The organism is Dyadobacter luteus (assembly GCF_003383615.1).
Taxonomy (GTDB): Bacteria; Bacteroidota; Bacteroidia; order Cytophagales; family Spirosomataceae; genus Dyadobacter; species Dyadobacter luteus.
Genome location: NZ_QNUL01000010.1, coordinates 60,155 through 86,289 on the forward strand (window position 1 = coordinate 60,155; position 26,135 = coordinate 86,289).

At 42.6% G+C, this 26,135-nt stretch carries 23 protein-coding genes and 1 other RNA gene; 8 read left to right on the top strand and 16 right to left on the bottom strand.

Going from position 1 to position 26,135, the window contains the following annotated elements:
- Positions 1 to 12: 12 nt before the first annotated feature.
- Together lpxB and DSL64_RS14000 are read right to left on the bottom strand one after the other, a co-directional pair.
- The gene (gene lpxB, locus DSL64_RS13995; RefSeq protein ID WP_115831533.1) at positions 13 to 1,125 is read right to left on the bottom strand and encodes a lipid-A-disaccharide synthase; all 1,113 of its coding nucleotides are present in this window, start codon (positions 1,123 to 1,125) and stop codon (positions 13 to 15) included.
- A 212-nt stretch (positions 1,126 to 1,337) separates the two neighbouring features.
- A complete protein-coding gene (locus DSL64_RS14000; RefSeq protein ID WP_115831534.1) occupies positions 1,338 to 1,757 on the bottom strand; it encodes a 6-pyruvoyl trahydropterin synthase family protein in 420 nt (139 codons plus the stop codon).
- Between the two features lie 177 nt (positions 1,758 to 1,934).
- Here DSL64_RS14000 and rfaD point away from each other — a divergent pair, with 177 nt between their 5' ends.
- The 3 genes from rfaD (at position 1,935) to DSL64_RS14015 (ending at position 7,007) form a co-directional block, all read left to right on the top strand.
- Positions 1,935 to 2,900 (top strand): ADP-glyceromanno-heptose 6-epimerase, encoded by a 966-nt coding sequence (gene rfaD / locus DSL64_RS14005; protein WP_115831535.1) that lies wholly within the window; start codon positions 1,935 to 1,937, stop codon positions 2,898 to 2,900.
- Positions 2,901 to 3,047: 147 nt separating this feature from the next.
- Positions 3,048 to 4,499: a Fe-S cluster assembly protein SufB gene (gene sufB / locus DSL64_RS14010; RefSeq protein ID WP_115831536.1), complete on the top strand. Its 1,452-nt coding sequence runs from the start codon at positions 3,048 to 3,050 to the stop codon at positions 4,497 to 4,499.
- 237 nt (positions 4,500 to 4,736) lie between these two features.
- The gene (locus tag DSL64_RS14015) at positions 4,737 to 7,007 is read left to right on the top strand and encodes a monovalent cation:proton antiporter family protein (protein WP_115831537.1); all 2,271 of its coding nucleotides are present in this window, start codon (positions 4,737 to 4,739) and stop codon (positions 7,005 to 7,007) included.
- 11 nt (positions 7,008 to 7,018) lie between these two features.
- Here the strand turns inward: DSL64_RS14015 and DSL64_RS14020 are convergent, their stop codons facing one another.
- Positions 7,019 to 7,927, bottom strand: coding sequence for a 1-aminocyclopropane-1-carboxylate deaminase/D-cysteine desulfhydrase (locus DSL64_RS14020; RefSeq protein WP_115831538.1), 909 nt, complete (start codon positions 7,925 to 7,927; stop codon positions 7,019 to 7,021).
- A gap of 75 nt (positions 7,928 to 8,002) precedes the next feature.
- Here DSL64_RS14020 and DSL64_RS14025 point away from each other — a divergent pair, with 75 nt between their 5' ends.
- Both DSL64_RS14025 and DSL64_RS14030 read left to right on the top strand, forming a co-directional pair.
- Positions 8,003 to 9,034, top strand: a complete 1,032-nt coding sequence (locus DSL64_RS14025; RefSeq protein ID WP_115831539.1) for an RluA family pseudouridine synthase — start codon at positions 8,003 to 8,005, stop codon at positions 9,032 to 9,034.
- Positions 9,035 to 9,079: 45 nt separating this feature from the next.
- Complete coding sequence (locus DSL64_RS14030; RefSeq protein WP_115831540.1) at positions 9,080 to 9,523, top strand: GNAT family N-acetyltransferase; 444 nt, start codon at positions 9,080 to 9,082, stop codon at positions 9,521 to 9,523.
- Positions 9,524 to 9,577: 54 nt separating this feature from the next.
- On the opposite strand, the gene trmD is transcribed toward DSL64_RS14030, so the two are convergent.
- The 10 genes from trmD to fabG all read right to left on the bottom strand — a co-directional run bounded on the left by trmD (position 9,578) and on the right by fabG (position 20,078).
- Entirely contained in the window at positions 9,578 to 10,252 is a 675-nt protein-coding gene (gene trmD / locus DSL64_RS14035; protein WP_115831541.1) for a tRNA (guanosine(37)-N1)-methyltransferase TrmD, read from the bottom strand.
- Entirely contained in the window at positions 10,242 to 10,802 is a 561-nt protein-coding gene (gene rimM, locus DSL64_RS14040; protein ID WP_115831542.1) for a ribosome maturation factor RimM, read from the bottom strand. The genes trmD and rimM overlap by 11 nt, the downstream gene beginning before the upstream one ends.
- Positions 10,803 to 10,891: 89 nt before the next feature.
- Positions 10,892 to 11,455 carry a 30S ribosomal protein S16 gene (locus DSL64_RS14045; RefSeq protein ID WP_115831543.1) on the bottom strand — a complete coding sequence of 188 codons (564 nt, stop codon included), beginning with the start codon at positions 11,453 to 11,455 and terminating at the stop codon, positions 10,892 to 10,894.
- Positions 11,456 to 11,607: 152 nt separating this feature from the next.
- A complete protein-coding gene (locus DSL64_RS14050; protein ID WP_115831544.1) occupies positions 11,608 to 13,128 on the bottom strand; it encodes an OmpA family protein in 1,521 nt (506 codons plus the stop codon).
- A gap of 53 nt (positions 13,129 to 13,181) precedes the next feature.
- An RNA gene (rnpB, locus tag DSL64_RS14055) (RNase P RNA component class A) lies at positions 13,182 to 13,592 on the bottom strand.
- Positions 13,593 to 13,699: 107 nt separating this feature from the next.
- Complete coding sequence (locus DSL64_RS14060; RefSeq protein WP_115831628.1) at positions 13,700 to 15,040, bottom strand: DUF4403 family protein; 1,341 nt, start codon at positions 15,038 to 15,040, stop codon at positions 13,700 to 13,702.
- Positions 15,041 to 15,137: 97 nt separating this feature from the next.
- Positions 15,138 to 16,121, bottom strand: a complete 984-nt coding sequence (locus tag DSL64_RS14065; RefSeq protein ID WP_115831545.1) for a Smr/MutS family protein — start codon at positions 16,119 to 16,121, stop codon at positions 15,138 to 15,140.
- 69 nt (positions 16,122 to 16,190) lie between these two features.
- Positions 16,191 to 17,162: a DUF2279 domain-containing protein gene (locus tag DSL64_RS14070; RefSeq protein ID WP_115831546.1), complete on the bottom strand. Its 972-nt coding sequence runs from the start codon at positions 17,160 to 17,162 to the stop codon at positions 16,191 to 16,193.
- Positions 17,149 to 19,218 carry a VWA domain-containing protein gene (locus tag DSL64_RS14075; protein WP_115831547.1) on the bottom strand — a complete coding sequence of 690 codons (2,070 nt, stop codon included), beginning with the start codon at positions 19,216 to 19,218 and terminating at the stop codon, positions 17,149 to 17,151. Before DSL64_RS14075 ends, DSL64_RS14070 begins: the two co-directional genes overlap by 14 nt.
- Positions 19,219 to 19,331: 113 nt before the next feature.
- Positions 19,332 to 20,078, bottom strand: a complete 747-nt coding sequence (gene fabG / locus DSL64_RS14080; RefSeq protein ID WP_115831548.1) for a 3-oxoacyl-[acyl-carrier-protein] reductase — start codon at positions 20,076 to 20,078, stop codon at positions 19,332 to 19,334.
- 231 nt (positions 20,079 to 20,309) lie between these two features.
- Here fabG and DSL64_RS14085 point away from each other — a divergent pair, with 231 nt between their 5' ends.
- The gene (locus DSL64_RS14085) at positions 20,310 to 21,023 is read left to right on the top strand and encodes an SDR family oxidoreductase (RefSeq protein WP_115831549.1); all 714 of its coding nucleotides are present in this window, start codon (positions 20,310 to 20,312) and stop codon (positions 21,021 to 21,023) included.
- A 9-nt stretch (positions 21,024 to 21,032) separates the two neighbouring features.
- On the opposite strand, the gene DSL64_RS14090 is transcribed toward DSL64_RS14085, so the two are convergent.
- The 3 genes from DSL64_RS14090 to DSL64_RS14100 are packed head-to-tail and all read right to left on the bottom strand — an operon-like array spanning position 21,033 to position 23,680.
- A complete protein-coding gene (locus tag DSL64_RS14090) occupies positions 21,033 to 22,121 on the bottom strand; it encodes a hypothetical protein (RefSeq protein ID WP_115831550.1) in 1,089 nt (362 codons plus the stop codon).
- Positions 22,118 to 22,756 carry an ABC transporter ATP-binding protein gene (locus tag DSL64_RS14095; RefSeq protein ID WP_115831551.1) on the bottom strand — a complete coding sequence of 213 codons (639 nt, stop codon included), beginning with the start codon at positions 22,754 to 22,756 and terminating at the stop codon, positions 22,118 to 22,120. Before DSL64_RS14095 ends, DSL64_RS14090 begins: the two co-directional genes overlap by 4 nt.
- Before the next feature lie 36 nt (positions 22,757 to 22,792).
- Positions 22,793 to 23,680, bottom strand: a complete 888-nt coding sequence (locus DSL64_RS14100) for a hypothetical protein (protein WP_115831552.1) — start codon at positions 23,678 to 23,680, stop codon at positions 22,793 to 22,795.
- 295 nt (positions 23,681 to 23,975) lie between these two features.
- On the opposite strand from DSL64_RS14100, the gene DSL64_RS14105 reads away from it, so the two are divergent.
- Positions 23,976 to 24,803: a sterol desaturase family protein gene (locus DSL64_RS14105; protein WP_115831553.1), complete on the top strand. Its 828-nt coding sequence runs from the start codon at positions 23,976 to 23,978 to the stop codon at positions 24,801 to 24,803.
- 144 nt (positions 24,804 to 24,947) lie between these two features.
- Positions 24,948 to 25,994 (top strand): glycosylasparaginase, encoded by a 1,047-nt coding sequence (locus DSL64_RS14110; protein WP_115831554.1) that lies wholly within the window; start codon positions 24,948 to 24,950, stop codon positions 25,992 to 25,994.
- Positions 25,995 to 26,135: the final 141 nt, after the last annotated feature.

Sequence of the window (26,135 nt, forward strand, 5' to 3'; positions counted from 1 at the left end):
TTTTTCCGGTTTTTATTTTGTCAAATAAGAAACCATTAAGCGTCCCGCCCGCTCGGAAGCTCCTTCCTTCCCTACCTTGTCCTGCAATTCAGCATAATATCTTAATTGAATCTCTCTTTTGGCACCGCCCGGCAAAATGGCTTTGAGTTCTTCTCGAATCAGGTTTTTATTCAGTTCATCCTGAATCAATTCACGCACAACCTCTTTATCCATAATCAGGTTCACCAATGAAATAAACCGAACACGAATCAACCTTTTTGCAATCGCATAAGACAACGAACTGGTTTTATAACAAACCACTTCGGGTATATTCAACAAGGCAGTTTCCAATGTAGCTGTGCCAGAGGTAACCAGTGCAGCATCTGCTGTTGTGAGGAGATCATAGGTTGCTTCGTAGACAATTTTAGCCTTTTCACCTGCCAGGTATTGCTCATATAAGGAAGCGGGAAGATTCTTTACACCGGCAATTACAAACTGGTAATCAGGAAAATGCGGCTGTACGGCAAGCATTATATTCAGCATTCCGATGATTTCCTGTTTACGGCTTCCCGGTAGCAGGGCTATGACGGGTTTATCAGTAGCCAAACCATTTTTAATTCTGAAATCCGGATCAGGTTTGAAAGCAGCAATCGCATCCATCAAAGGATTCCCTACATAATCCACCTCGTAGTCAAACTTGCGATAGAAATCTATTTCAAATGGAAATATGACAAACATTCTATCTACATTCTTCTTGATTTTCAACGCTCTCTTCTGGTTCCACGCCCACACTTTCGGGGAAATATAGTAGAACACTTTCAATCCTTTCGTCTTTGCAAATGAAGCAATACGCAGATTGAAACCAGGATAATCGATAAGAATAATTACATCAGGCTGATATGACAGGATATCTTTCTTACACTTTTTCAGAAACCCTGAAATCTTATGCAGATTCATTGCTAATTCAAGAAAACCCATAAATGCGGTATCCTTGTAATGCGTCACCAAATCCATTCCCTCCTCCTGCATGAGGTCACCGCCCCAGCCGCGAAAAACTGCATCCGGATCATTTTCTTTGATTCCTTTGAGCAGATTCGCTCCGTGAAGATCCCCGGAACGTTCACCGGCAATGAGGTAGTATTTCATATATAGCGGTTAGCGATGAGCTTTTAGCTGATAGCTTGTAGCTATTAGCTTTTGCTACGCTTCGTTTATTGTTAGCTTTGGCTACGCTTTGATTTTTGATAGCTATTAGCTTTGATTTTGGTTGCCGCTAGCTACTGGCTTTTAGCTGTTAGCCTTAATGTTTATTCATGCCACTTTAGCTAATAGCTATCAGCTAAAAGCTAATAGCTCAATCATTCCCCGTAGTATTCCACAAAGTTTTTCGGAGTTTCGATCAGTTTGATATAATGCAATTTGGCAAGTGGAGCTGCCTCTGCGATTGCAGGAGCAAGTATCTTCCATATCTCCATCACAAATATTTCGCAGGAAGCCATTTTTCCTGCCATAAAATCCACATCCATATTCAGGTTTTTATGGTCAACCTTATCTACCACTTTTTGCTTGATAATATCACCCAGTACTTTCAGGTCGATTACGAAACCTGTATCTGCATCAGGTGTTCCCTTTACTGTAACAATCAACTCAAAATTATGTCCATGCCAGTTGTTGTTAGCACATGGCCCAAAAACTTCCTGGTTTTTTTCCTCAGACCACGCAGGATTAAAAAGCCTGTGGGCAGCATTGAAATGCTCTTTTCTTGTTACGTAAATCATAAAACTTTCTTCTCTCTTAATAATAGGCTACAAAATTACAGCTTGTATCCGTAGTTTTGCAGATAAACAGTCGGATAACTAAAAAAAATCCTATTTACGCCAGAAACTTAGAGTAGATGCATAAAAATCATCTCTCTTATCTGGCATTCTTTTACCGATTCTAACAACAAATTGACTATGATAATCGTAACAGGTGCAGCCGGATTCATTGGCAGCGGACTGATCAGCCAACTGAATACGGAAGGCTTTAAAAGCATCATTGCCGTTGACGACTTCTCGAAAATCGAAAAAGCCGCGAATCTGGAAGGAAAAACCATTAAAGAAAAAGTAGAGCGCAGCGAACTGTTCTCCTGGATAGATCAGAATTACCGCGATGTTGAATTCATTTTCCACATCGGTGCGAGAACAAATACAACTGAGTTTGACAAACAGATTTTTGACGAACTAAATGTTAACTATTCGAAAGAAATCTGGAACAGATGTGTAGAATACCAGATCCCACTTGTTTATGCATCGTCTGCGGCTACTTATGGTTTGGGAGAATTGGGTTACGACGATAACGAAGCAACCATTTCGCAGCTAAAGCCGCTGAACCCTTACGGTGATTCCAAAAATGAATTTGATATCTGGGCTTTGGCTCAGGAAAAGAAGCCTTTGTTCTGGGCAGGTCTGAAATTCTTTAACGTATACGGACCCAACGAATACCACAAAGCGCGTATGGCATCTGTAATCATGCATGCCTACAACCAGATTAAGGCAACGGATAAAATGAAACTTTTCAGATCTCACAATCCTGACTACCGTGATGGCGAACAGATGCGCGATTTCATTTATGTGAAAGACCTGATCGATGTATGTATTTTCCTGATGCATCACAGAAAGAATTCGGGTATTTACAATCTCGGCAGCGGACAGGCACGTACTTTCAAGGACCTGGTAGAGAATACTTTCAAGGCAATGGACAAAACGCCTGATATCTCCTTTATTGATACACCGATAGACATTCGTGATAAATATCAGTACTTCACCGAAGCCAATATGAACAAGCTTCGTTCGATCGGCTACAACAAACCTTTTCACACTCTGGAAGAAGGTGTTGCAGATTATGTGAAGAATTATCTTTCGTCAGGAGCTTATTTATAACAATCCTAAGCTACCTAATACCCACAAACTTATGATTTCCGTCATAAATTTGTGGGCTTTTTTATGTATTTTTGGCCCTCTCAATAAACTCAATCCCGATTCTGTGTGTTACATAGGTTGAGGATATAGCGTGATAATAATACTACTATGAGCAAAGAAGATGAATTGTTGGAAGAAATCACCAGTTCAGAATACAAATATGGCTTTGTAACTGATATTGAAGCTGATGAAGCCCCTCCGGGACTTGATGAAAGCATCGTGCGGTTTATATCTGCCAAAAAGAATGAGCCTGAGTGGATGCTGGAGTGGAGGTTGAAAGCTTTTCGTATGTGGGAAAAAATGACAGAGCCAAAATGGCCTAATGTCACGTATCCTAAAATTGATTTTCAAGCGATCAAATACTATTCAGCACCGAAAAAGAAAAAGCAGGTGGATAGTCTGGATGATATTGATCCTGAACTTCGCGATACTTTCGAGAGATTGGGAATATCTTTGAACGAGCAAAAAAGGCTGTCAGGTGTACCTGTTGCTGTGGATGCTGTGATGGACTCTGAGTCTGTTTTTACGACTTTCAAGAGCACATTGATGGAGAAAGGAATTATTTTTTGCTCAATCAGTGAAGCCATCAGGGAACATCCGGACCTTGTTAAAAAATACCTGGGGTCTGTTGTACCTCCGAAAGACAATTACTATGCAGCATTAAACTCTGCAGTTTTCTCTGACGGATCTTTCGTATATATTCCAAAGGGCGTTCGTTGTCCGATGGAGCTTTCTACTTACTTCCGTATTAACGCAGCAGGTACAGGGCAATTCGAGCGTACACTGATTATTGGTGATGCTGATAGTCATGTGAGTTACCTTGAAGGATGTACTGCACCAATGCGTGATGAAAACCAGCTTCATGCTGCCGTAGTTGAAATATTTGCGCATGAAAATGCCAATATCAAGTATTCGACGGTGCAGAACTGGTATCCTGGCGACAAGGAAGGAAAAGGTGGTATCTACAACTTTGTAACCAAAAGAGGTATTTGCGACGGAGCTGGCTCCAAAATCTCCTGGACTCAGGTAGAAACAGGATCTGCTGTAACATGGAAATACCCATCTGTAATATTGAAAGGCGACAATTCTATCGGAGAATTCTATTCGGTAGCCGTCACCAACAATATGCAACAAGCCGATACCGGAACGAAGATGATCCACATCGGTAAGAATACCAAAAGCCGTATTGTATCAAAAGGTATATCTGCAGGTAAAAGCCATAACTCTTACCGTGGATTGGTTCAGGTTTTCAAAAGAGCTGAAAAAGCGAGAAACTTTTCACAATGCGATTCCCTGCTTTTGGGTGACAGATGCGGCGCGCATACCTTCCCTTATATTGAAGTGAACAACCCTTCGGCCATGGTCGAGCACGAGGCTACGACTTCAAAAATCGGAGAAGATATACTTTTCTATTGCAACCAGCGCGGTATTCCAACTGAACAAGCAGTAGCGCTGATCGTAAACGGTTACGCTAAGGAAGTACTTAACCAACTTCCTATGGAATTTGCTGTGGAAGCTCAAAAACTACTGGAAATCAGTCTTGAAGGCAGCGTAGGCTAAGCTATAAAGTATAATTTTTTTAAGTTATTAATACAAAAAACCTTTGAATATTCAAAGGTTTTTTGTATTTTATTTATACCCAATTTTAACAAAAGCACCACAGTCTACAGTAGAAATTTTCGTCTATTTTTTGTATTTTTGGTCACATACGATTTGTTAATACCACCAATCTGAGGATACAGCTTTGCATTTTATAAGCAGTACCCTGTGGAAATCATTTACCTGAGTACAAACTAAATGGGCCATCTACCTAAACTAATAGAAGACTTAGCACTGATACTGATTGTAGCAGCAATCACAACTTTGCTTTTCAGAAGAATAAAGCAGCCACTGGTGCTGGGATATATCATTGCCGGCTTACTCGTGGGACCTCACCTTTCTCTCACTCCCACTGTTGTTGATACGACCAACGTAAAAATCCTGGCTGACATCGGGGTTATCTTCCTGCTGTTTAGCCTTGGTCTCGAATTCAGCTTTAAGAAGCTGATGCGCGTAGGAGGCGCTGCTTCCGTCACTGCCTTTGTAGAAATCCTCTTTATCACCATTACCGGTTATTTCCTGGGTAAACTCATGGGCTGGTCCACCATGGATAGCATGTTCTTGGGCGGGATGCTGGCCAGTTCTTCTACAACCATCATCATAAAAGCCTTCGATGAACTGGGCGTTAAAACCAAGTTATTTGCCAGGATTGTTTTCGGAGTGCTTGTTGTAGAAGATATTGTGGTAATCCTATTGATGGTTTTACTTTCAACGGTCGCCATCACGCAACAATTTGAAGGCAGCGAGATGTTGTTCACTGTCGCTAAACTTTTATTCTTCCTGGTACTCTGGTTTATTGCCGGTATATTCCTTCTTCCATCTTTATTGAGACTGGTAAAACCATTATTAGATGAAGAAACTTTGCTGGTTCTGGCTATTGGTCTTTGTCTTGGAATGGTGGTGTTGGCTACCCAGGTAGGATTTTCGGCAGAACTTGGCGCTTTTATCATGGGCTCCATTTTAGCTGAAACCACAACCGCCGAAAAAGTAGAACATCTGCTTACACCAGTTAAAAACCTCTTCGGTGCAATTTTCTTCGTATCGGTTGGTATGTTGATAGATCCTGAAATGATCATAGAATACCGCTGGCCTGTTATTTTGGTTACCTCATGGACGTTAATTGGTAAGTTAGGCAGTACTACGATTGGCGCGCTCATATCCGGACAACCTCTCAAACAGGCCGTGCAGGTTGGGATGAGTATGGCTCAGATCGGCGAATTTGCTTTTATCGTGGCAGCATTAGGTTTGTCACTGGGTGTAACCAGCGACTTTATTTTCCCTGTTGCCGTCGGAGCCTCTGCTATAACCACCTTTACTACACCGTATCTGATTAAGTTTTCAGAACCATTTTACAATTTCATATCCGGTAAGCTTCCTCCTAAGTGGATCAGAGCGCTGAACAATTATTCCTCCAGCACCCAAAATATCCAGGCTGAAGGTGACTGGCAGAAAGTTTTCAAAGCTTACGTCAATATTGCCGTCACCAATGGAATTGTGCTGTTGGCATTTATTCTTCTGTCGCTGAAATTCCTGTTGCCCTTCCTTGATGAAACCATTGAAAATGATATTACCCGGAGCATCATTGCACTCGTGATTTCTTTTGGAGTTTCTGCGCCATTCTTGCTAGCCTTAATGACGAAACGGCCAAACAATATGGGTTATAAAGAGCTATGGCTTGATAAAAAATACAGTCGTGGACCGTTGCTTGTGCTGGAAATTATCCGCAACATCATAGGCTTGCTCATTATCGGTTTCTGGATAGATAGGCTGTTCTCCACGACTATCGCCATTCTCATGGCTGTGCCTGCTACGCTCTTTGTTTTGTTTATGTTCTCCAAGCGCATCCAGAAATTCTATCAGCGTATTGAGGGAAGATTTCTCAGCAATCTCAATGCACGGGAGTTGGCCGCCGAACAAAAAAATGCCTCATCAGAAAATTTACTGAGAAGGCATTTCAGCCCTCAATCAGATCTGTCGCCATGGGATGCTCACATGATAGATCTGGAAATTAATCCACTGGCCAGGTATGTTGGAAAAACGTTGGAAGAGCTGGGATGGCGTGAAAAATTCGGAGTGAATATTGCCTACATCAAAAGAGGTGATAAGTTGATTTATGCACCTGGAAGAGACAACAGACTTCTTCCATTTGATAATATCGGTATCATTGCTACCGACGAACAGATGCAGGCTTTCAAGCCGGTATTTGACACAAGCGAAGAGGTTCATACAAAGGAACAGGATGTAGAAGACATTATCGTCCAAAAATTTGTGGTAGACGAGCACAACAAGCTGAAAGGTCTTACCATACGTGACTCCGGGATTCGTGAACGGACCAACGGACTTATTATTGGTATACAAAGAAATAAAAGCCGGATACTGAATCCGAACTCCAACACTACCTTTGAATGGGGTGATATCGTATGGATTGTGGGAGAAAGAAAGAAAATTCAGAAGCTCAACGAAGCATAATAACGTACAGCTTACATCTGGCGGAGCTCAGGCAATAATCCCTGAAGCCCGCCGGTATGTACAGCAACTACAATCTGCCCAGGCTTGAAGAAACCTTTCTGCATCAGATCGAACAAACCAAACATCATTTTCGCGGTATAAACCTGCTCCAGTTGTATTGCATGACGATTATGAAAGCCCCTTATAAAAGTGAGTAACTCAGGTTTCCATTTACCATATCCGCCAAAGTGGTAGTCCGTTTGTAAATTCAGTTTGCCCGTCTCCTGTCGATTTTCAAGCAACATTTGAATATCTCTCTCCAAAAAATCACCACCTTTAAGCGCAGAAAAAGCAATTACATTACTTCCCACACTCAGAATTCCTGCTGCCGTACCGCCCGTTCCAACTGCCGTTGCAAAGTAATCCGGCCGTATGCCGGATTGAGCATGTACCTCCTCCACCATCTCTCCCACTCCACGTAGTGCCAAAGCGCTACTTCCACCCTCGGGGATGAAATAAGGATTACCGAAGCTATGAAGTAGCTCATGAATGTATATCGGGTCGTGACGCCTTTTATATTCTTCACGCGAAATAAAAACCAATTTCATACCCTGACTCTGACAGAATACCAAAGTCGGGCTTAATTTTTCATTTGCAACCTCACCTCTTACTATACCAATTGTGTGTAAGTTTAACGCTTTTCCAGCCGCTGCAGTGGCATAAAGATGGTTGGAATAAGCCCCTCCGAATGTGAGCAATGTATCCTTGCCCTGCCTCAATGCATCATCCAGATTATATTTCAGCTTACGCCATTTATTTCCTGAAACTTCTGGATGAATGAGATCATCTCTCTTTATATAAAGCTGAATTCCGGCCTTACTGATGATGTCGTCGGTTAACAACTGTAAAGGTGTTGGCAAAGAAGGAACCAGTTTATCCACTTAATTTGGTAATTTTGTCATTTGAATGTTGAAAAGCACAGCGTTCATTTTAGTCATTTGCCTCTTATCCATAGCATGTCAGAAAACGACCTCGAAATAACTTCTGAAGAAGACGATCTGTTTGAACATTACCGCATAGTTGCCGATAAGGGACAAAGTCCTATGAGACTTGATAAATACCTTAGTCTGCATGTTGCAAATGCTTCCCGTACAAAAATACAAAATGGAATTGATGCGGAAGCGGTGAAAGTAAACGGACAGGTAACCAAGGCAAGCTATAAAGTGAAGCCGTTGGATGTAGTCACACTTTCCCTGCCCGAACCTCCGAGAGATACCGAAATCATTCCGGAAAATATTCCACTGGATATTATCTATGAAGATGATGTGTTGCTGATTGTAAACAAGCCTACTGGTATGGTCGTACACCCGGCTTTTGGTAACTGGACCGGCACACTTATCAATGCACTTGTATACCATTTTCAAAATCTGCCTACGGGCCGCAACGGAGAAGGACGCCCGGGACTCGTACACCGTATTGATAAGGACACTTCGGGCTTACTGGTTATTGCCAAAACCGAATTTGCGATGACTTTCATCGCCAAACAGTTTTCAGACCACACCATTGAACGGACTTACAATGCATTAATTTGGGGCGAACCAAAGGAAAGAAAAGGAACGATCACAGGTCATATAGGAAGAAGTGCCAGGGATCGCAGGGTGATGGATGTATATGAGGATGGCTCTCAGGGAAAACATGCTGTTACCCATTACGAGATCATTAAACCGATGCGTTATGTGTCCCTGATTAAATGTAATCTGGAAACGGGGCGTACGCATCAGATCCGGGCACATATGCAACACATCGCGCATCCGATTTTTAATGATACTGTTTATGGTGGTCAGAAAATCCTGAGAGGCGGCACCACTGGCAGTTATAAAGTGATGGTAGAGAATTGTTTCAGTTTATTGCCAGGCCAGGCTCTTCATGCCAAATCATTGGGATTTGTACATCCTACTACAAAACAATGGATGCAATTCGATACTGATTTACCACCCAATTTTCAGTCACTCATGGAAAAATGGGACAAATATGTTCAAAATCAATAGCTAAAATTGTATCTTGTAACCTTTCCTAATCCAAGTATACAGCATATGAATGTTACCACCCGCCAGGGAACTATTGACGACATCCCAGCTATTTTTGATCTGATTAAAGAACTTGCCATTTATGAAAGAGCTCTGGATCAGGTATCAAATAATGTAGACAAGCTGACCCGCGATTACAATGAAAAGCTGTTTGATTTCTTTGTAGCCGAATCTGATTCCAAAATTATCGGTTTGTCATTGTACTATTTCAGATATTCCACCTGGAAAGGGAAGCGCTTATATATGGAAGATATAATCGTTACCGAAGAGATGCGCGGCAATGGAATCGGTAAGATTCTTTTCGACGCCACTGTAGCGGCAGCAAAAGGTACAGGATGTACCGGAATGATGTGGCAGGTATTAGATTGGAATACTTCTGCCGTAGGTTTCTACCGCAAATACGGAACCAGCTTCGATAACGAATGGATTAATTGCAATCTCGATTTTTAAATTAAAATCCCGTCAATACCAGAAACTTCTTTTGTATTGACGGGATATATTTTCTTAGTCCAGTAAATCCGGACGCCGCTCCCTGGTTCTTTGAACAGCCTGCCTGTATCTCCATTCCTCAATCTTCGCTTCGTGTCCCGACATTAAAATGTCCGGAACTGTATGTCCTTCAAAATCTGCCGGACGTGAGTATACAGGCGGAGCCAGTAAATTGTCCTGAAAAGAATCAGTTAAGGCTGAAGTTTCATCATTCAGAACTCCCGGCAACAATCTGATGATGGCATCAGATAACACTGCTGCCGCTAATTCCCCCCCAGAAAGCACATAATCTCCAATGCTTATCTCTTTCGTGATAAACAGATCACGCACGCGTTGGTCCACGCCCTTGTAATGTCCGCAAAGCATGATGAGATTGCCTTTCAGAGAAAGCGAATTGACCATTTTTTGTTGCATCTGTTCACCATCAGGCGTGAGATAAATAACCTCGTCATATGTTCTTTCTGCTTGCAAAGCACGTATACATCGTGCAATCGGCTCGATTTGCAACACCATACCTGCACCTCCACCAAAAGCGTAATCGTCGATGGTACGATGCTTGTTTACCGAATAGTCCCGGATATCATGCAAAACAACTTCAACGTACCCGCCCTGCTGCGCACGTTTCAGGATTGAATGTGCAAAAAAACTTTCGAGCAATCCCGGAACGCAGCTTATTATATCAATCCGCATCGTCGGGAGTATTTGCACCATCCGCATCCAGATATACATCCAGTAATCCCTCCGGCAAATTCACAATTAGTTTGCTATTTTCCTTATCAGCTTTCAATACAATATCTTCAGCTGTAGGTATCAATACTTCCACACCTTTATACTCCATAGCAATCAGATCCTGACCGTTCAGCGCATATACCTCTCTCACGATACCCAATTCTCCCAGCTGCTCGTCAATCACGGTATACCCTTTGATTTCGTGATAGTAGAAACTTTCATTATCCAGTTCTTCCAGTTCATCCAGAGATAGGAAAAGCGAACTTCCCACCAGCGCCTGCGCCTTCTCTATCGTATCTACGTCTTCGAAAGTCACAATTGCATTACCCTGTTTCTGCAGATTAAAGTTGGCGATGAAATAAGGCACCAGCTCTCCACGCTGCTCTACATATACAGAATCAAGTTCGTCGTAATCTCCAGGATCGTCCACATCCAGAAAAAAAACCACATTGCCGCTTGTTCCGTGCGTTCTGACAATGTAACCCAGCAAAAAACATTTATCCTGTGTCACTTTATTTTATTTAAATGATCAAACACTATAAATGAATATGAGTCTGCGCGGAAAACCGACAGACTCATATTCATTAGAAAAAAGCTTTATTATTCCGCTGTTTCTGCTTCGTCAGCAGGTGCAGCAGCCTCGTCAGCAACCTCTTCAGTTACTTCTTCTGAAACTTCTTCTGAAACTTCTTCTTCTACAACTACAGGTGCATTTTTCTTAGCAATAGCTTCTGCACGAGCCTCGTTCACTTTACGCTCAGCATCAAGCTTAGCATTTTTGTCCGATTCTTTTTGCTTAGAAAGCGTATCAGCAGCATTAGCTTTACGTCCTGTTTTTGATTCTTTCCACTCTTCGAAGCGAGCATCAGCTACTTCCTGAGTGATAGCGCCTTTGATAACACCAACCTGAAGGTGTTTTTTCAACATAACTCCTTCATGTTGCATGATCGAACGAGCTGTGTCTGTTGGCTGAGCACCTTTAAGCAACCAGTCAACTGCTTTACCTGTTTCCAAAACGATTGAAGCAGGGTTTGTTCCCGGGTTGTAACTTCCCAGTTTTTCGATGAAGCGACCATCACGTGGTGCTCTGGCATCTGCGACTACGATATCATAAATCGCTTTCTTTTTGCGTCCACGACGCGCTAATCTAATTTTTACTGCCATTATTGAATTTGTTTTGCGGGAACTCGTCCCTTAATTAAGGCTGCAAAGGTATGAATAATTGTTTAGGATTAGTGTCTAATTCTCAATGAATTTCATAAAAAAAGGGAAATCAGTTTCCTGACTTCCCTTCTGATTTATCTTAAACGTAATCCTTATTTCCTGAAACCAGCAGGGTAAGAAGAACGAATTGTGTTTTGTGGAAGAATTTTGATCTCAACACGACGGTTAGACTGCAAACCTTCAACAGTTGTATTTTCTGCTACCGGGCGGTACTCACCATAGTACTCTACAAGAATACGGCTTGGCTCTGTAATACCTGCACGGATCAGGAATCTCTTGGCTGCATCTACACGACGACGTGAAAGTGCAACGTTATAGCTGTCAGAAGCACGGGCATCCGTATGACCTACCAATACGATACGGCAGTTTGTACGCATGTTCAGCAACTCAACTACTTTGCTCAATGTCTCTTTTGAAGCGTTACGGATAATTGCTTTATCAGTATCAAATTCGATGTTGCTGAATAGCGCTTCGCACTCATCTTTCGGCAGGTTATTTTTGATTGCATCACGGATGATTTTATCCAGATCCATCGCAACACCACCTCCTGAAACAACACTTCCCAGTGGAGTATTCGGTTCTTTGTCAAACAAATCAGCTACACCATCACCATCTGTATCTGTGTACAAACGTGGATCAACAGGCTTCGGCATGTTTGCTTTTGCAATTGAATCCGCATCTTCCATTGTTGGATTGTAAGGAACAGGAATCAAAGATTGTGGGTTTGTCCAACGCAGGTGGTAACGTCCGCTTGAAGCATCGTATTTACCATCTTTAGCTCTTACAGCGTTCTTTCCAAGTTTGTAGGTAAGTGCGATTGAAGCAATTCCCCATCCATCCTTTTTAGAATCACCTTTCTGGAACGTCCAGATTCCCTGTTGTGTACGATAGTCACTCAGGTCACCTACTGTTGCATCCAGTTTTTCAGTATTTACAAAGTTGTATGTAAGATCAAATCCAAGATCGAAACGTGGGCTCAATTCATAGTGAACAGCAAGACCTGTTGGGTATACCCATTCACGTGTGTAGGTTGAACCGTTACGATCCCATGTTCCGGCAGTTTTAGAGCTACCGTCTGTATTGGTAGACACTTTCCACTCCGTATTGAAGAACGGGCTGTTAGGGTTTGTGTTGATAGCAGTAAGATCAGTGTGGTAGTACATGATACCCGCCCCAAGGTGAGCATCTACTTTCCATCTTCTCATTTTTTTGTATCCCAACAAAAGACGGTTCAGGTTCACGGTTCCGTCGATGGTTGCCTGAACAAATGATGGGCTATTGAAGTGAACACTGTAAGTGTCGCCCGTAATGCTGCTGTAATGTCTGGGTTTAGATCCCTGCAACTGACCATTATAACCGGTTAGCTGGATACCAAAGATCGGAGATAACTGTTTGTTGATCGATAAACCCCAGCCACCTGTTAGCTTTTCGTTCTCGCCCAGTCTGAAGTCATACGTCTTGATATCACCGAAGAACTTGGTAATACCACCATAACCCGTAATTGACCAGGTATTCATTTTGTTTGGCCCATCATAGGTACGGTTTTGAGCGGAGGCGTCGAAACTCGAAAGAAATAAACTAACTAAAGCAACGTAAAGATTCTTTTTCTTCATGGGAAACACCAGTTATGTGATTCAAATATTCACTTAATTTTTGTTATACAAACGATAAGAATAAGCCTGTAAGCCGGGTTCTGTTCTCCTATTAACTTTCGCTAATCAGAGCTTCTACCATTTATCCAGGATTCCGGTCACCCGAAACCTCTAACGATCTACCCGTGCTGATGCTTTCCAGAGAAAGCGGAGACGAGTAGCCTCACGTATCAACACCTATTTGATCTTTCAGCCCGTAAGGTTTACCGTGCCCTGCCGGTCGCCCGTCAGGCGGTGGTCTCTTACTCCACCTTTTCACCCTTACCCGTCACATAAAAAACATGCCAGGCGGTTTAAGTTTCTGTGGCACTTGCTGTCAACCGGTCATTTCTGGCCTGCTGCCTTCCCGTTAGGAAGTACGGCACTCTTCGCTGCCCGGACTTTCCTCCCCGGTACAAGACCGCGGCGGTAGAACAGCTTACTCCTTCGCTTGACCACAAAGCTAAGAAATACTTTCCTTACCGTGGCACGTAATGAAGGAGAAAACGTAAAAAAATATGACAAGAAGCTAACTTTTAACAAAAAATGTAACCTAAAAGCTCCTTAGTCCTTCCACCCTTAAATTAACCTTCCCCTGCGCAAAAACAACTGAGTAAATATGCTTGGGTGTCAGATACACTTTATCCGGAATTATATCGGTAAGCGTCCCCTTAACAACAACCCCATCCACAACTTTGTAATTAGCAAGTGCAGTCTGAATCGTCTTTTTTGCATCACCGATCTGTTCTCCGACCGGGAACACCATCTTCTTCTCCATCATTCTGGCGAACTGTCCTTGCAAAAGCCAATTGGCTGTTTTCAAAATACTATTACGCGTATCAAGGTCATAGTCAAGCCCTTTCAACGACAGCTGCTGCGTTGTGGGATCATAATGAGGAACTCCTTTCAAAAAGATAAATCCATTCATACTACCCGACAACCCTGCTTTGATGACAAGCTTTTCGTTCTGACCATACATTTCTACAGAAGTAACCTGAACACTATACTTTCCGCCTAAAAATGAAAATTTCTCACCCTTGAAACGGTTTGTGGCCTGCCTTCCTGCCTCTTCATAAGAAACAAGGCTGATCAGACTTACGCGAAAATTATCAGATACATTCTCAACTATTTTGAGGTCGGGCAATTTGGGTGAAACCGGAACGGATGGCTTCACCGCAGAGGTGATTGTCTGAGTATAACCATTGATACCTATTACAGATTTCAACACACCATTTTTGGCCAGCAGCGGTGTCATTACTATCCCTGTCGGCTTGATTACCAGCCAGGTATCAAATTCCTTCGCAAGCATTACCGGCTGATGTGCCAGATTCCACGCAACTTCCACATTACTTTTCAGTTCGATGTTTTCCGCCACCTGCTCATCAATCGCGTCCGTAATCTTTTCAAAATTTTTGTTCAGCATCCGGCTGACCATACTTTTGATCGGAATGTTAATACCAGCCACCTTCACACTTGGTTCTGTAATCCAGTCATAGCTGTCCACATAAGTTTCCGACTTCACCTTCCAGTCGGGCGTAAAAGCGATTTTAGAAATAAGTCTGATTTTAATGGAGAACTCGGTATCCTTATAGCCGGACATGGTCATTCCAAGCGGGCTGATCTTATAACCTGCACTTACCCAAATCTTTAAAGGAACTTCAAAAAGGAAAGATGATTCCAGAGCGACCATTTTGATCGGATTGATTTTCCAGACCTTCGCTTTAAGGTTATCGTTTCCATCGTCCTCATAACTATTGTCCTCATAAATCAAACCTTTTAATTTTTGATTTAACTGATTTTCTATTTCAGCCACCGGGATTTCTATCGGCACATTCAGTACCGATAAATGCTTTTCGTTCTGTAATTCCTTATCAGAATATTGGTATTCTTCCATAGGCGCCTTGGGGGTGGTTTTTGTTGTTGTTTTACATTCCCATTGCGTTAACACAATGATTGTCAACACCATCACCTTTAAAGGTTTGCTGATGAATCTACTTAATTTTAACGAGGGTTGCACCGTATCCGAATTTTTCCTTTTGAGCATCTTTATAAAACTGAACGTGCTGGTTTTTGCTCAGTCTGCGATGCAGTTCTGTTCGCAAAACGCCGTTACCCGCTCCGTGAATGAAAGTAATATCATCCATTCCATTGGCAATGGCACGCTCCAGGCAGCTTTCGAACGTTTCCAGCTGAACTTTTAGTATGTTGTCTTTCCCCAATTTGCCAAAATCCGGTCTTAGCTTTTCTATATGTAAGTCAATCACGTTTTCAGGTTTTGGTAACTCCGGTTTTTCCGAATCAGTGCCGCCCATCATACTATTCTTCAGCGCCTCTGATAGATTAGCGTTAGGGATAACATCCTCTTTCTTCAGATTCTCTTCATCGAGCTGATATACAAATGCTTCACGTCCCAGTACAGGCGCTTTTCCTTTACTTTTATAAAACGATTGCGCGCGACATTTCAACTTCCTGTGCAATGGCAACGGCAATGTATGTTTACCTTCTCGGAAATATAAAACTCTGAATTCAAAAGTAGGCCACTCTTCAAAATCCTTCATCAGTAGCTCAGAGAGTTTCTGTGCAGTTCTTGGCTGCAAGGTACCGGCGGCAAGGCTTGCATATACCTGTTGATCAAGTGAAGTGGCCGTAAAAGGAAGTATCCAATCCGTATTATTAATCAAATGAACGGTTACCGATCTGTCGTTTACTGCCGCGAAAGCGAGATAAATCCCCTTTTCGGCAAAGGGCAAATTGCGGGGAATGATCTTCTCACTCTGTTTTTGAATATGTTGCTCCTCAATCGGCTTCACCAGTCGCTGGGCCTCTACAGGTGAAATGGTAACAATTTCATTTCTTAGTACCGGAATACGAAAACCGTCCTCAATTTCAACCTCCACAACATTGCCAGGTAAAAAAGCATAGATAACACCCTCTTCCTTACCATGAACCAATCTTACTTTATCTCCTATATTCATAATTATTTAGCTTTTATCATTTGGCATGTAGGCATGTTTAGTATTAACCCGTCTTCTTAAATCCTTAATCTAAAAATAGAAAGGTTTAAAATTCACGCCTTTTTTACTGAATTGTAATGCGGGCGCCGGAATTTTTATAGAATTGGCCATAAAGCCAATAGTTTTCAGCAATTTACTTTTTGTCTTAATTTTTGTAAGATCAATATCTATCGACAAATAATATTCACGGTAAGGTGTATATCCCATTTCCACACTCTTGTAGCGCTCTGCCGACACCATATCGTTGATCCCGTAACCTACTGAGAAACATAGCCACGCAGGCCATCCGCTATCTTTGAAAAAACTGCGCGGACTACTTGATAACCAGTAGGTCTGTCCATTGTAATCTTTAAGCCAGCGTTCGGTATTTTTCGAGCCAAGGAGTTCTGGTCTCACAGCAGCAAGATGCGTAAAATGAAATGAAAACTTAGGTTGTATTCTGATTTCATCCCAAACAGCCACCTGTCCCAAAAAGAGCATAGAGCCAGTCAGGTTAGCCAACATATCGCCCGGCGAAAATCCATAATCAGGAGAAAACCCATCCAATATTTCAATAGGTGTCTGAAAAATTACGCCTGATATGGCACCATAAATTAGCATTTGTTTTTTTGAAATACCTGTTTGTTTATACAGAGCAGCAGTGTGACGTGCGATTTGATAGGATGTGTAAACATGCCCCATTTTGTCCATTTGGAGCCATTCATGGGAATCGTCCTGGATTGTAAATTTTGTAAGCGGATTTTTATACCAGGATTTTGAAAGACCGTAGATACTTCCGAGATACAGTGCCGACTGGCCTGCAAAGATACCGCGAAGCATGGCGTAATTAGGGCGCTTCACCTCCACTGAATCCACATGAAGACTGTCTGTCTGCGCGCGCGTTGAGAAAGAAATCGCAAGAATCAGAAAGTACAGAACACAGCTTACTTTCCGGTAATTTCTCTTTTTAGATTTTTGTTTGTAACCACCAATAACACACTTCTCATTTTTAATATCCACCATGATACTTTCGTAATCCCCACTCAATTCCCAATAAAATAATCAAAAAGAAGAACAGCCATTTTAAGTGAATTAATTCCACCATTTCTTCTGTGCTGTCAAGCCGATCAGCCGGTTTTTCCTTTTTGAGTCGTTCTACAAAGGACGTAAGATTTGCCGGAGCAACAAATTCGCCTCCACTATTAGACGCCAATTCTCTTAGTAAACCAAAATCAGCAGTGGTGTTATTCATCTCAATATCCACGTTCCTCACCACCAGCTGACCCGTCACTTTTTCCTGTACTCCTTTCAATGTAGCGGAAGCCTGGTACCGATACACACCCTCACCCAAACCACTAATACTGAATCTTGGATTGTCGGCAGTATGGATATAACTGTAATCCCGGGCAACACCTTTTTCATTCGTCAATACCAGCTTTACTTCCTGACCATAGATCTGCTCGTAAATATCATTATATATTTCTGTTTGAAACATTACACTTTCTCCTGCCTCGAATTCCTGACGAACGGGATAAACCCTGAATTTCCTCTTATCCTCACGCACAGAAAGAATCTGTATCAGTTTTTGAAAAAGATTATCGACAACATCCTGCTTACTCGTCAGCGCATATTCTTCCTGTCGCCACTGCCATATACCTTCTCCTGCCAGAATCGCCGTTTTTTGTTCACCGGCTGTATTCAGTACAAGCAACGGTTTATTGGTATTCAGACTTCCTACTTTTTGAAACAGGATAGATTCAGTGCCCGAAGCAACATTGTATTCTCCAAAAGGAACAGATAAAGGAGGCAACCTTTCCAACAGCTTCAAACTTTCGGCATCCAGATTAAGCATTTGAAAAGCCGGATTAAATCTGGCTGTAACTTTATCAGACTGTCCGTTTCCTGAATTGATATTTAAAGAACGGGTTGCAGTATTGAGTAAGGGAACTGCCGACTGATTACCAAGAATATACCACACAGGCGTTTTGGAATCAATATATTTTCTGACCTGCGCATTACCTAAGCTCAGCACATTAGGGATCTGGTGCAGAATGACAAGATCATACGGCTTGGTTGTTGCCGGCATATTGGGATTGATGGTCAGAATCTGAACATCCAGCTCGTAATTATCATTGGCAGTAATGAGGCTGCGTAGTGCCTTGATATCCGGATGTGGTGCCAGAGCGAGCAACAATATATTCTGCCGTCCGTCAATAATATCAATATAAATATCCCTTTTATTATTGCGGGTACTGGCTTCTCCTGCAACATTTCCCAGTTCAATGGTGTAATGCTGCACACCTTTCTGTGCAGAACTTGTTTTGAAATCGTAGGCTTTATAAAACGACTCACGGTCAATCGTAACTCGTTGTGTTTCGATCACCTTCCCGTTGTGTTTGAGCGCAATGGTGGTTGTCTTGCCTGCCAGTCCGTTTGCTACAAGCTCTGCCCTGATCGGGAAGTCATTTTCCAGATATGCCACTCTGTTGGCGATTACATCTTTTACCCGCAAGTCAAGATCGGGAACGGTATCGCCGACCGCCAGTGTATTCACACGAAATGGGTATTGACCGAAAGCCGGGGACACTCCCTGATTGGCTATACCGTCAGACAGTAAAAGTACATCAGTCAGATTCCTTCCCTCGAAATTACTTTTAACAGTCTGAAGTAATCCGGAAAGGTCTGTTTTATTCTTATCAAACCGAACAGAATCGGCATTACTTAATGAAGCATCAAATGTTTGAAAACTAACTTCAAATCCGGACCCGGCCAATTCTGCAGCTGCCGACCGGATTGCAGTAAGAAGTGAATCTCCATATTTTTTCACCGACTCAGAATTGTCTATTGCAAAGACAACCTTGGCCTTATCAATCGTATTTTCCGTCTTGCGCACAAGCGGACTCAGTAGCAAAAAACAGATACAGGAAACGGCAATACCCCGCAAAGAAGCGAGCGCATAATTAAGATTGCGACTCCAGGAAGCTACCGGCTGGTAGAGCAACCAGGCATAAGCCACGCCTGCCATCAGACAAAATACGATAAACCAGTAGGGAGTTTGAAAAAGGAGTTCAGAACGCATATTGGGAACGGTCGTTGTGCCAGATGGTGATGGTCAGCATAGCAAGATACAGTAAAAAGGTTTACTTTTTACTGATCTATGCACATTGGTTGCCGTTTTGTATCCGGAATATACTAGGTAAGCATACCGCCATCCACCTGAAGCACCTGGCCTGTAATGTATCTTGAAAGGTCGGAGGCAAGGAAAACGCAGGCATCTGCCACTTCTTCAGGCTGCCCTCCACGTTTCATAGGAATCGACTGTTTCCAATCTTCTGTTGCTTTTCCGTCAATCGCGTCGGTCATTTCCGTTTCAATAAAACCCGGAGCTACAGCATTGGAACGTATATTACGTGACCCCAACTCCAGTGCTACCGATTTCGTGAAACCAATAATACCCGCTTTTGAAGCAGCGTAGTTTGCCTGTCCTGCATTTCCTCTGATACCCACTACAGAAGTAATATTGATGATAGAACCAGTTTTGGCACGCATCATAATTTTAGTAGCGGCCTTTGTCAGGTTAAATACAGATTTCAGGTTAATGTTGATCACTGTATCCCAGTTTTCTTCACTCATACGCATCAGCAAACCATCGCGCGTTACACCTGCATTATTGATCAGAATATCAAGTTTACCAAAGTCGGCAACAACATCAGTTACAAGCTGATCGGCAGCCTGGAAATCGGATGCATCAGAACGATAGCCTTTTGCCTTGATACCATATTGTTCCAATTCACTGGCAAGCGCCTCTCCTTTTTCTACACTCGACAAATATGTAAAAGCTACGTTTGCGCCTTCCTGTGCCAATCGTAACGCTATAGCGCGACCGATACCACGTGATGCTCCCGTTACCAGGGCGACTTTATTTTCTACTAATTTCATTAGGTGGATTTTGTGATATTTAATTTCAATAAAGCATTCCGTCAACCGCAATGCTCACATCAGGATTTGTTTCGAATCGCAAAAATAGGTTATAGAAAACAGACAGGCAAAAAAAGCAGCAAAGCCTTCAATTTTATCAAATTTTACGAATACGTCTAAACCATCACGGCAAGGTTATTGTTTCTTCCACATCATTCAACATAACCCGTCAGGGCTGAAAATAGTATACAAATGGCAGAATCAATCAAAACAGCCCTTATTACGGGAGGCTCAAAAGGAATTGGATATGGTGTGGCGGCTGCGCTCATTCAGGATGGAATCAGAGTTGCGGTTACAAGCCGATCACAAAAAAGTGCCGATGAAGCGGCTGCATCACTCAACAAAATCAAAGAAGGATTTGCAATCGGTATTGAATCGGATGTACGTAATCTCGAATCCCAGGAAGCCGCCGTTGCAGCCGTTATTGAAAAATGGGGACAGCTCAATTATGTAATCGCGAATGCCGGCGTAGGTCATTTTGCTCCGATCGGTGAACTTACTACAGAGCAGTGGAATGAAACGATTGACATTAACCTGACTGGCGTTTTCTTCTCGGCAAAAGCATCTTTGGAAGCTTTAAAAGCAACTGAAGGCTACTTTATCAACATTGCGAGTCTGGCAGGAACCAACTTTTTCGCCAATGGAACTGCGTACAATGCCAGTAAATTCGGACTCGTGGGTTTTTCCCAGGCCATGATGATGGACGTAAGAAATCACGGTATTAAGGTGACTACAATTATGCCTGGTTCTGTGGCAACTGAATTCAGTAATCACCAGCCTTCTGAAAAAGACGCATGGAAAATACAACCGGAAGATATCGGACAGATTGTTTCTGATCTGATTAAAATGCCGGCGCGTACACTTCCAAGTAAAATTGAGGTACGCCCTACTACACCTGCGAAATAGGTTTAAAATTCAGGAGTAGTTGATTGTTTTCTGTCCTGAATAAAATCTGTAAAACTGATATCCTGCCAAAAAAATCGCTGAGAATGCGATGGCAACCACAGGTATCTTATACATGATCAGTAAGGTAAGGATAACAAAACCAATCAGAACGGGCTGCATGGAGTCTTCCATCAGCCCGCTTTTTTTGTACAAACGGGTATGAAATAGAAGTAACAGCGACAGTCCGAGCGTATACAATTGTACGATTTCAATAAATGAAATTATCTCGTAACGAAAACAAATGAGCGTTTCAGGCAGGATGATCAGTGCGTGTATAGCCACAATTCTAAAAAAACGCTTTGATACAGCAAGCGGTAACGAGCGCCCCCACATCCAGATCACATTATCCCATTGAAATATTTCAAAAGACAATCCGATGTTCAGTAAATAGCCAAGTGACAAGCCTATTGCCGGAAGTCGGAGATCATAATCATCCGTTCCGTAGTAAAGAAGTGTACACATAAAAACGACTGCAGCACCTGCTTTACATAACAGAAGCGTTACACCCTTTTCACGGAAAAGCCACTCCACCGACCACCAGAGCCAGTTCGCAGGCCTCGGGAACTTTGCAAATTTTGTATTCTTTTGATTATCTGCAATCAGATCGGGATGATGCACACGCCATGATGCCACACCTGAAAGCAACAAACAAAGTATTGTGAAATAAACAGGAACCGGCCAATAATGTCCTAACAAGTTATCCTGATAGCCAATGCAAAACATATAGATTCCATAAAAAAGCAAGGGCTGAAGAAAACCCACTCCAATCCATGAAAACCTTAATAAACGTCGGGCTGTGCCCCACAAACGGGCATTATAGACGAAATGATATTCTGGCTGTCGCCATAGATTTAATAAAAAATGCCCGCAGAACAATGTATAAATCAACCAGATCACGGAAAGATATAGCATACCGAAACGGTCTGTCAGGAAGAAAACAGCAAATGTATAGTGCTCACGTCCACTGAGAAAACCGAATAAAACAGCAATGATCACGAAAAACATCCCCGAACGCTGGCGGAAAAATTCAGATACGGTACTTTTCAGCAAGGTTTTCATATGACAGAAATCGCACTGAGTGTTTTATTCCGAAGTGCATACGCTCCCGATATAGACAATCCTTCCTGTTCGAAAGTCTGGTGGGACGATAACAGGAAAGTCACTCCATTGGCGTAGTATGTTTTCACAACTTCAAACAAAGCGGCTCGCGCGTCTTTGTCGATGGTGATCAGCGGCTCATCCAGAATGATTACTGACGGATTCCCCAAAAATGCCAATGCCAGCGACACTTTTTTTACCATGCCGCTGGAACAACTCCCGAAAGGTTGTTTGAGATAATGGATGCCTAGTGCCTCTGTAAGTATACCCACTTGTCCGGCAGGGCTATTTTTAGCCTCTGCAACAAACGAAAGCAAATCATGAGGCGTAAGAAAAGATGGATAGACAGGTTCTGCTTCGCCAATGTTCAACCGTAACAGGTACTCCACCGACTGCTTTTTCAGATCATAATTTCCATTCAGCATTACTTTTCCTGAATACGGCAGCATTCCCGAAAGCGTTCTGAACAACGTCGATTTTCCGGCTCCGTTCTCTCCCTGAATCCAATAAATGCCATATTCAATTTCCCACGAAGGAATATCCAGGACCTGATGTGAGCCATAATATTGACTTAACTGACTGATTTCAAGCACCATAAAAATCTTCTGTTCAGATCTAACCTTTTGGGTAAACTATGGGGCAACAATACCAAATTCATCCTCCAATACCTTGCGTGCTACTGACTCTTCATACTGATAAAGATCCTGATTAAACATCGCATCATGACCTGCATTTTTCAGGCTGATCCAGCTGTGAATTGCAAAAGGATCGTAGTTAAAATTGGCAAAAGTATGCCCTACATTGTTGAGTTGGGAGAACCATTCCACGCCAATATCAAGCTTATTGAGTGTTCCAAATGGAGCCGCTTTTCCAACGGGAACGGTTGCAGGGCGTGCTTTGGCAATATTAATCATCGCCACATATTCATTTACTCTGCACTCCGGTAACGGCCATGGCTTGTCTTTCTCCATCACAGACTCGTACAGATGACTTCTGGAGCCGGGAAACTCAGCAGAAAGCTTCATCAATTCTTCATAATCCGGCTTGTATTTGGTGTATGTATCACCGTCACACAATTTTGCGGTATGAGCCGGACAATTCCAGCATTGTCCTATTTTCCCGATTGCAGTATGCCCGTTGATCTGATCCAGATACTGACCTACCAGATCTCCTGTAAAGTAGACGTCATTGTGAAGAACCAAGAGGTAATCTTTATCTGTCTTTTCCCAGGCATACTGATACCGAACTGAATACCGATACTGCCTGAAATATTGAAAAAAGCCGTAGACTTTGTTTACCCAAAACCAAAAATTGGGCCTGTAATAAACTACCTTATCACCGAGCTCATCCAGAATAAACTGATAATTAGGCGGTTCAGGTTGTTTTTTTTCTTCAATAAAGTAAATCTTGTCGATCCATTCTCCCGAATGCTTCAATAGTGTGAAAAGCGTGATTGCAGTCTGATAGGGTTTCCCATATGCATTGATGGCAACATCTACGCTCGCTTTTTTCCTTGTCATATAATCTAGTTACAGTGTATATCAGAAGAGCAATAACCACTCCTCTGGCAAATATTCATGGTGACCTCCGCCAAAAATATGGAATTTACCTGTACACTTCGTACCTGTCAAAGGTATAAAAGTCATTACATCTGCATCTTTCTATCTATATAGCTCATCTTCTTATCAAACGGTTATGTAAACGAGCTCCGGGTAACATCTGCTGTAGTCTGTCGTAGATAGCTCTTCAGGCAAATCATTTTAATTTAAAATTTTATTATTATTGTACAAAAAAAAGACCAGACCTACATCTGTCATGGACTTCATCATCAACTATTTCGGGCAAATTCCTTCTTCGCATAGAAGTGCCATCCTTGTTGGCGGGATTCTATTTTTCTGGTTGATAGAAGGCGCATGGCCGCTCTTTCGTTTTGGGTACAATAAATGGAAACATGCCGGAGTAAATATTTTTTTCACCTTCACTACTATTTTAGTGAATGTCCCTCTGGCATTTCTGCTGGTACGTTGTAGTGATTTCTGCAGTCAAAATAGCTTTGGCATACTGCAATGGCTCCCGGCTTTGCCAACCTGGCTCTATGCACTTATTGGTTTGTTACTATTGGACCTGGTGGGTGCCTGGCTCGCTCACTGGACGCAGCATAAAACCAAATGGCTTTGGCAATTTCATATTATCCATCATGCCGACCAGCAAGTAGACACTACAACCGCCAACAGACACCATCCCGGTGAAAGCCTCTGTCGTTTTATATTCACGTTGATGGCCATTCTCATTGCGGGTGCTCCCATGTGGCTGGTATTTCTGTATCAGTCCCTATCAGTGGTACTCTCTCAATTCAATCATGCGAATATCGTCCTGCCACGGCAACTCAACAGTATCCTCAGTCTGATTATCGTAACGCCCAATATGCATCATATTCACCATCATTATGTACAACCGTACACAGACTCGAACTACGGGAATATCTTTTCGATATGGGATCGGATATTGGGCACATACAGGGTGCTTCCTCAAAAAGACATCGTTTACGGACTTGACACGCATCCTAACCCAGAGGAAAATACTGCCATTAAGAATCTTCTCAAAATTCCATTCGGAACATACCGTCCGCCAGTTGGCAAATGACGCCACTTGTCAACATTACAGCAGAATTTTTTAATAGAAAATTGAAACCTCGGTTACTTTTTAAATATTTTTAATAAATTGTCCTTCTGTTTCGGAGAGAAGATATTGCTACCGGAACATATTAAGTACTAAACAATTGACCTGATGTCTAATAACTCTTCCGGGCGCCGCTCGTTTCTCCGACTTTCAGCTTTGGCATTACCCTTGCTGCAAGTGGGAAAACTCCTTGGCAAACCTGCTCAAAAAAAACCGATTGTAGTATCAACCTGGGATAGTGGCCAGATTTCCAATGGAGCCGCTTGGCCAGTTCTTGAAAAAGGCGGTCGTGCCCTTGATGCCGTGGAACAGGCAGCCATTGCCGTAGAAAAAGATATAAGTTGTTGTATTGGCTTAGGAGGCAATCCCGATCGCGATGGATTTGTGACACTGGATGCCAGTATTATGGACGACAAGTTCAATTGCGGTTCAGTAGCATTTCTTGAAAAAATTAAACACCCGATATCAGTTGCCCGTAAACTGATGGAAACGACTCCACACGTTTTTCTGGCAGGTGCAGGTGCGCAGCAATTTGCATTGGCCAACGGCTTCCCGCTGGAATCCGGTGAATTATCTCCCGATGCAGCCAAGGCTTACAAAGAATGGCTGATCAAGGCGGAATACAAACCTGTCATCAATATAGAACACCAGCAATCGCATCCGCAAGAAAAGGGAAACGGGCCTTTCGCTCCCAACCGTTTTGATGATGGTTCATTTAACCATGACACTATGGGGACAATTGCTCTGGATGCAAGTGGCAATTTATCGGGCATGTGTACAACCAGCGGCATGGGCTTTAAGCTCCGCGGACGTGTAGGTGACTCTCCTATTATCGGTGCCGGATTATATGTCGATAATGAAGTAGGCGCTGCTACCTCATCCGGACAGGGTGAAGAGGTGATCCGTGTATGTGGGACGCACCTCGTTGTGGAGTTTATGCGCAATGGTGCCTCACCAGCCGAAGCCTGCAAAAAAGCAATTGAACGCATTGTGAAACGTGATCCCAAGCGTGCCAAAGAGTTTCAGGTAGGTTTTATTGCTATTAACAAACAAGGCGAAGTGGGTGCGTATTCAGTACAAAAAGGCTTTAACTACACCGTAACTGAAAAAGGCGGAAAAGGAAAAGTGTATGATGCTAAGAGCTATTTCTCATAAGCTGTTAGCCGTAAGCGATCAGTTTTTAGCACGTTCTATACGGAAAAGTTAAACACAGAGTTTCGCGGAGATTCATCAGTAAAACTCTGTGTAACTCCGCGCCTTCACTCTGTAAACTCTGTGGTAAAATATTCCATTGAA

Excerpts from the sequence above, each read along its gene's own strand:
- DSL64_RS14070 (WP_115831546.1), bottom strand. The coding sequence starts at position 17,162 with ATGGTGGATATTAAAAATGAGAAGTGTGTTATTGGTGGTTACAAACAA.
- DSL64_RS14025 (WP_115831539.1), top strand. The coding sequence starts at position 8,003 with ATGTCAGAAAACGACCTCGAAATAACTTCTGAAGAAGACGATCTGTTT.
- DSL64_RS14090 (WP_115831550.1), bottom strand. The coding sequence starts at position 22,121 with ATGAAAACCTTGCTGAAAAGTACCGTATCTGAATTTTTCCGCCAGCGT.
- fabG (WP_115831548.1), bottom strand. The coding sequence starts at position 20,078 with ATGAAATTAGTAGAAAATAAAGTCGCCCTGGTAACGGGAGCATCACGT.
- DSL64_RS14050 (WP_115831544.1), bottom strand. The coding sequence starts at position 13,128 with ATGAAGAAAAAGAATCTTTACGTTGCTTTAGTTAGTTTATTTCTTTCG.
- DSL64_RS14085 (WP_115831549.1), top strand. The coding sequence starts at position 20,310 with ATGGCAGAATCAATCAAAACAGCCCTTATTACGGGAGGCTCAAAAGGA.
- rfaD (WP_115831535.1), top strand. The coding sequence starts at position 1,935 with ATGATAATCGTAACAGGTGCAGCCGGATTCATTGGCAGCGGACTGATC.
- DSL64_RS14000 (WP_115831534.1), bottom strand. The coding sequence starts at position 1,757 with ATGATTTACGTAACAAGAAAAGAGCATTTCAATGCTGCCCACAGGCTT.
- DSL64_RS14095 (WP_115831551.1), bottom strand. The coding sequence starts at position 22,756 with ATGGTGCTTGAAATCAGTCAGTTAAGTCAATATTATGGCTCACATCAG.
- sufB (WP_115831536.1), top strand. The coding sequence starts at position 3,048 with ATGAGCAAAGAAGATGAATTGTTGGAAGAAATCACCAGTTCAGAATAC.
- lpxB (WP_115831533.1), bottom strand. The coding sequence starts at position 1,125 with ATGAAATACTACCTCATTGCCGGTGAACGTTCCGGGGATCTTCACGGA.
- DSL64_RS14060 (WP_115831628.1), bottom strand. The coding sequence starts at position 15,040 with ATGGAAGAATACCAATATTCTGATAAGGAATTACAGAACGAAAAGCAT.
- DSL64_RS14030 (WP_115831540.1), top strand. The coding sequence starts at position 9,080 with ATGAATGTTACCACCCGCCAGGGAACTATTGACGACATCCCAGCTATT.
- DSL64_RS14105 (WP_115831553.1), top strand. The coding sequence starts at position 23,976 with ATGGACTTCATCATCAACTATTTCGGGCAAATTCCTTCTTCGCATAGA.
- DSL64_RS14045 (WP_115831543.1), bottom strand. The coding sequence starts at position 11,455 with ATGGCAGTAAAAATTAGATTAGCGCGTCGTGGACGCAAAAAGAAAGCG.
- DSL64_RS14075 (WP_115831547.1), bottom strand. The coding sequence starts at position 19,218 with ATGCGTTCTGAACTCCTTTTTCAAACTCCCTACTGGTTTATCGTATTT.
- DSL64_RS14065 (WP_115831545.1), bottom strand. The coding sequence starts at position 16,121 with ATGAATATAGGAGATAAAGTAAGATTGGTTCATGGTAAGGAAGAGGGT.
- DSL64_RS14100 (WP_115831552.1), bottom strand. The coding sequence starts at position 23,680 with ATGACAAGGAAAAAAGCGAGCGTAGATGTTGCCATCAATGCATATGGG.
- trmD (WP_115831541.1), bottom strand. The coding sequence starts at position 10,252 with ATGCGGATTGATATAATAAGCTGCGTTCCGGGATTGCTCGAAAGTTTT.
- DSL64_RS14015 (WP_115831537.1), top strand. The coding sequence starts at position 4,737 with ATGGGCCATCTACCTAAACTAATAGAAGACTTAGCACTGATACTGATT.
- DSL64_RS14110 (WP_115831554.1), top strand. The coding sequence starts at position 24,948 with ATGTCTAATAACTCTTCCGGGCGCCGCTCGTTTCTCCGACTTTCAGCT.